The following is a 4,634-nucleotide window of genomic DNA, read 5'->3' on the forward strand; positions in this document are numbered from 1 at the left end:
AGACGTCCATCGAGGGTGCCCCATCTTGGCGGACCACTGACGAGCGAGTGCGCGTGGCGGCATCGGTGATGCCTAGTTTGACGAGACTCCGCGGAAAGAGGAGCTCGGTGGCAGTCCACACCGATGTAGTAATCGCCAGCGGCGAGAAGGTTGTAGCGTCTCAAGACTTTCGTGACGCCATTTGTTCCGCACACCGCAAGGCGGTGGCGCTCGACATGGAGTCGTACGGAGTCGCGAGGGCCGCTGAGAGGCATGGATGCCGCGTTACGGTTATAAAGTCGATTTGCGACTTTGCCGACTCGGCAAAGAATGACGAATTCCATAAATTCGCAGCAAGGACCTCTGCGGCCGCATTTAGGTATCTGGTCCGCGAAGGAGCCTTCCGAAGGCCTCAAGACGACTATTAAACGATCGGTGGACTCTCGTTCGATGGCTTTTGGTAAACGCTGTTAATGCAAGGAGGGCCGCTCCACAAGGCTCGGCCTCGTGGCTCGCTCGAAGGCTTGCAGGAGTTTCGGTGAGAACTTGAATAATGCCCTATCCAGCAACTCCGCGAGTCTGTCCCGGTGATGATTTTTGAATGACTCAGTCAGGCGCAACGTCGAGCATAGGAGTTCACGCACCTGAGTGCTTTCGAGTGCACTGTCATCGGCATTTCCGGAAGTTGGCGTTCACCGTGAGCGGTTACCTGCGGTGACCTCAGTCCGGGCTTAGGTTCGCGTGCGGTGCTGACTCTGGCTGAAGGCCGAGACGCCAGAGGTCATCCCGCCGGGGGAACCGGCTGGCGTCGTGCCTGGGGTTATCGCGCTCGCGGTAGTGTTCCTGCTGGTCAGGAGCGCACGTACCTGCAACGCGCTCCTGACCTTGCACATGACCGATGGCGATAGGCGCCTGGGCGGCGTTTCGGGAAGGGTGCGCGGGAAGGCCCGCTCTCACGCTGGTGGGATGTCCGTCAGGCTTGTCCGGTACCAGTCAGTGCCGTGGAAGACGTGCAGGTCCGGGCCGCGTCCCACGATACGGACGTTGTCGGGTAGGGGCTGACCGTCGGGTAGCACGAGCCGATATCGGGCTACTTCCCGTAAGCCACCGTCGCTCAGGACGCCGATGACCAGACGGTCCCGGTGCGGGCGGTAGCCGCCGGCCAGCCCGACGCGGCGGTCATCGACGATGATGCTCTTGGCTCCGTGGGCGAGGTCGTTACGCCACGCGGTCACCCGACCGTTGTCGATCTTCACGACCGGGAAGTCGGAGTAGTAGCACGCCCAGACGGTCTCACCGACGACGTTCAGGGCGTAGCAGTCATCGATCGATGCGACGTCGTCCGGCGGGAACCGCCAGTCCACCTCCCCGCTCGGGTCGAACCGGGCCAGCCCGCAGGAACCTACCGGCTCAGGGCCGGGGCCGCCCCAGCCGTAGTTGCCGAAGACGCCCTCGTCGAAGTAGCCGACCCAGGCGTGTCCGGAAGGCGTGGTGTGAACGCCCTCGATCCCGTCGCCGAACGTGTACTGCGCGGCCACAGCACCGTCCGTGCCGTAGACGAGCGCGTTGCGGTCCGGGCCTTCGGGCCGCCACCGGCATCGCGCGGCGACCACCAGGAAACGACCGTTCGGCAGCGGCTGGACCGTGGCATGCGCCAGCGGCATCTCCGCAATTCGCACGACCTGGACCGCGTCGGGTGAGTGGACCGTGATCCGGGCCGTAGCCGGCCGGGCCGCCCGCGCGTCCGGAAAGGACGCCCACCCAGGCTGCACGGTCACCGACGTCAGCGCCTCCCGATCGGCAGGCGCCGACCACAGAGCGACAGCCTCACCCGCCGGGCCCACCGACACCGACAGCAGCACGTCGCCGTCGTCTGCCTCAGTCAGCCGGCCGTAGTGACGCACCGGCAGGACGGGCAGCGCCAGCACCTGGACTCGCTGCCGATCCTCACGTTCCTTCTGGTCCTTCTCCCACCCGTCCACCGCGGTATTCGATCACTTCGAACGCCCGAGTGGGAACGGAATTGAGCTCACCGGCCTGCCAGGAGCAGCGTGGAGAGAAACAGTCCCGCGGTGAGGAAGGATGATCAGCGCCGAGCTCCATCACGCCCCGGAACTTGACCGACTCGAGGAGGTCATCGCTGCCGGCCGCGCCGCGACCTGCCGCATCTGCTCCACCACGTCGCTGCACACCCACGTCGCGCAGCCACCGTCTACCTGGTCGCACGCATCATTGCGGCAGATGAGAGTGCGGTCACCGCCTCGAATGCGCTGTGAAATCTCCCGCGTACTCATCCGATTCGACGCTCGCGCCCATCCGTGCGAGTAGTTGGATCTGCTCACGGCTCAGCCACCAGCCCATCGCGTTGTACCCGCCGTCTGGATCGTCGAAATAGCGAACCATCATCAAGCCTGCTTCAACGTCGCCGCCGTCAACGAGGGCTCGCACCCGATCAGCGGCGGGCGCGATGCGCGCAAGAACGGTGGACGCTTGTTCGTCGATTGGTCCGTGCGTTTCACAACGGATCTCCCACCGATGAGCGGCAGGGACCAGGCCTGGCGAGGTCCGACGGCTTCCCATGACCGCAGTTCGATCCGGTTCAAGCCCGAGACATTCCGTGACCTGTTCGGCTCTCACCGCCTCGCTGGCGAGCCAGAAGTAGCAGTACTGCTGAACCTTCCACGGCACGTCCACCATGTGCGTCAACCTATGCGTTGGGACCTGCAGACGCGCACTCAATTCGGCTACTTGAGCACGCGCTCGCCGCCGCGGCGCGCGTGACGGAGCGTAACGAGCAACTTGCGGCAAATCCGGACGTCCGGGCGCAGGAAGAACGGCTAGATTCCGGCAGTCCCGGCGAACACGCGCACAGGTGGAATTCTGACCGACGCGCGTTACACGCGGAGGCGGCACGGCAGCAGTCGCCGGGTCGTGCGCGGAAGGATGAGGCAGGCCTCGACGGCGAGCACCGCCGGGAGCTGGCATGGGGGAACAGCGATAGCTGTCACCCACCTGTCGTTCCTGAACGCGCCGGTCAAGCGGCCCCAGGATCGGGCTCCGTCGCGCCGTGGGTTTGCGGACGCACCTGGACAAGGCAACGGTCCGAGATCTCCACGGCGCCCGCCGTACCCCCGTGATCCAGACACCCATCGAAAGATGTGGGGGCCAGTTAGGTCATCGGCGACCCTTGCATGATCATCCGTACGGATGAGACGGCACAGACCCGTCGCGTCGTACCGTCTTCGAGTGAGCGATCAGTACCCGCCCCCCGGCTCGGTTCCGCCCCCGGTGTATGGGCAACCGGTTTATCCGCCTGCGCCCGGCTACCCGGGTTTCCCACCGCCGGCCGACCCCGGGATCAACGGCTTCGCCATCGCGTCACTGGTCAGCGGCATCGCCGCGATCATCCTGCCCTGCATCGCCCCGCTGGCGGTGATCTTCGGTGTCGTCGCGCTGAATCAGATCAGAGGTCGCGGGCAGCGCGGCCGGGGCCTCGCGATCGCCGGCTTCGTCACCGCCGGCGCCGGTGTGCTGGTGACGCTTGGGATCTTCGTCCTCGCCCTCGCCCTGGCCCCCACGACGTCGGCGAGTCACCCACCGGCCGACGTCGTCGCGCCCACCAGCGTGGCGTCGACGCCCACCGCCCAGCCGACGACCGACGAAGCCACGCCCACCGACGAGCCGTCCTTCGTCATCGGCGAATGCCTCGACAACATCGGCGGGTACCCGACGCACGCGTCGTGCTCGGCCAAGCACGACGGCGAGATCTACGCCATGTTCAACCTCGCGAACGGCACGTGGCCCGGCAAGAGCACGGTCGAGAAGAAGGCGGAGTCCGGCTGCGGCACCCGGCTCAGCAAATGGGCCGACCACCCCAGCACGCTGGACTTCTACTACATGTACCCGGACCAGGATGACTGGCCCGACGACCGTGGCGTCATCTGCATCGCCGTCGACACCAACGACAAGAAGCTCACCGGCTCGGTCCGGCACCGCTGACCGACCGGGCCGCGTGGTACGGGTTCGCGCTGTCCGCTGGCTGGCGGTCGCGTACGCCACGCCTAGCATTCACGCCGACGCTCGACGAAGCATCGCGGCGACCTCCACTCACGGAGCGTTATCGGCGGCGGACGAGTACATTGTCGGCTCGAACCGCTGACCTGAGGAACAATCACGCGGTGGCCCATCTCCCCGAGTCCGTTCGCTCGTCGCTCCGCTTCTTCGCTTTCTATCTTGCCGAGGGCACCCTTGCGTTGGACCTACTCGAAGGCATCGACTATCGCCCAGCCGTCATGTTGTACGGATCCGGGCTCGAACAGGTGCTAGCCATCTTCGCCAACGTGCTGGAGGTCGACGAGGCCGGCGAGGTGACCAACTACGCCGAAGCGGAGCATCGAGCCGCCCAGTGGATCCGCCGCATCTGTGACGACGGCTACCTAGTGGATCCGCCCTTCGCAGCATGGGAACTCGAGTTGGCCTTATAGGCGCTGGTATCGCGTGGACAGCCCTGCGAGCGGATCGCGGCAGGAGAGGATACAGATTGACGATCAGTCCCAATCTGTGGGTGCCGACACAGCCGTCGCGTCTTGACGCCGTCACGGACGCGCAGGACCGTACCTTCCCACCTATACCGCAGCAGGATGACGCTGCTGCAA

5 protein-coding genes are annotated in these 4,634 nt (G+C 65.5%); 3 read left to right on the forward strand and 2 right to left on the reverse strand.

Annotated elements, in window-relative coordinates; all coding sequences use genetic code 11:
• The first annotated feature begins 68 nt into the window (after nt 1–68).
• Nucleotides 69–407 (forward strand): 5'-methylthioadenosine/S-adenosylhomocysteine nucleosidase family protein, encoded by a 339-nt coding sequence (locus tag ACFQS1_RS40140; RefSeq protein WP_378978269.1) that lies wholly within the window; start codon nt 69–71, stop codon nt 405–407.
• A gap of 525 nt (nt 408–932) precedes the next feature.
• On the opposite strand, the gene ACFQS1_RS40145 is transcribed toward ACFQS1_RS40140, so the two are convergent.
• Both ACFQS1_RS40145 and ACFQS1_RS40150 read right to left on the reverse strand, forming a co-directional pair.
• The gene (locus ACFQS1_RS40145; protein ID WP_378978261.1) at nt 933–1,907 is read right to left on the reverse strand and encodes a hypothetical protein; all 975 of its coding nucleotides are present in this window, start codon (nt 1,905–1,907) and stop codon (nt 933–935) included.
• Between the two features lie 325 nt (nt 1,908–2,232).
• Entirely contained in the window at nt 2,233–2,676 is a 444-nt protein-coding gene (locus ACFQS1_RS40150; RefSeq protein ID WP_378978263.1) for a DUF4279 domain-containing protein, read from the reverse strand.
• A 549-nt stretch (nt 2,677–3,225) separates the two neighbouring features.
• Here ACFQS1_RS40150 and ACFQS1_RS40155 point away from each other — a divergent pair.
• Together ACFQS1_RS40155 and ACFQS1_RS40160 are read left to right on the forward strand one after the other, a co-directional pair.
• Nucleotides 3,226–3,978, forward strand: coding sequence for a DUF4190 domain-containing protein (locus ACFQS1_RS40155; RefSeq protein ID WP_378978265.1), 753 nt, complete (start codon nt 3,226–3,228; stop codon nt 3,976–3,978).
• Nucleotides 3,979–4,157: 179 nt separating this feature from the next.
• A complete protein-coding gene (locus ACFQS1_RS40160) occupies nt 4,158–4,463 on the forward strand; it encodes a DUF7677 family protein (protein WP_378978267.1) in 306 nt (101 codons plus the stop codon).
• Nucleotides 4,464–4,634: the final 171 nt, after the last annotated feature.

The sequence above is a fragment of the Paractinoplanes rhizophilus genome, from assembly GCF_042664765.1.
Taxonomy (GTDB): Bacteria; Actinomycetota; Actinomycetes; order Mycobacteriales; family Micromonosporaceae; genus Actinoplanes; species Actinoplanes rhizophilus.

What these genes read in the sequence shown, in the direction of transcription:
- ACFQS1_RS40140 (WP_378978269.1), top strand. Translation starts at nt 69, where the DNA reads ATGCCTAGTTTGACGAGACTCCGCGGAAAGAGGAGCTCGGTGGCAGTC.
- ACFQS1_RS40150 (WP_378978263.1), bottom strand. Translation starts at nt 2,676, where the DNA reads ATGGTGGACGTGCCGTGGAAGGTTCAGCAGTACTGCTACTTCTGGCTC.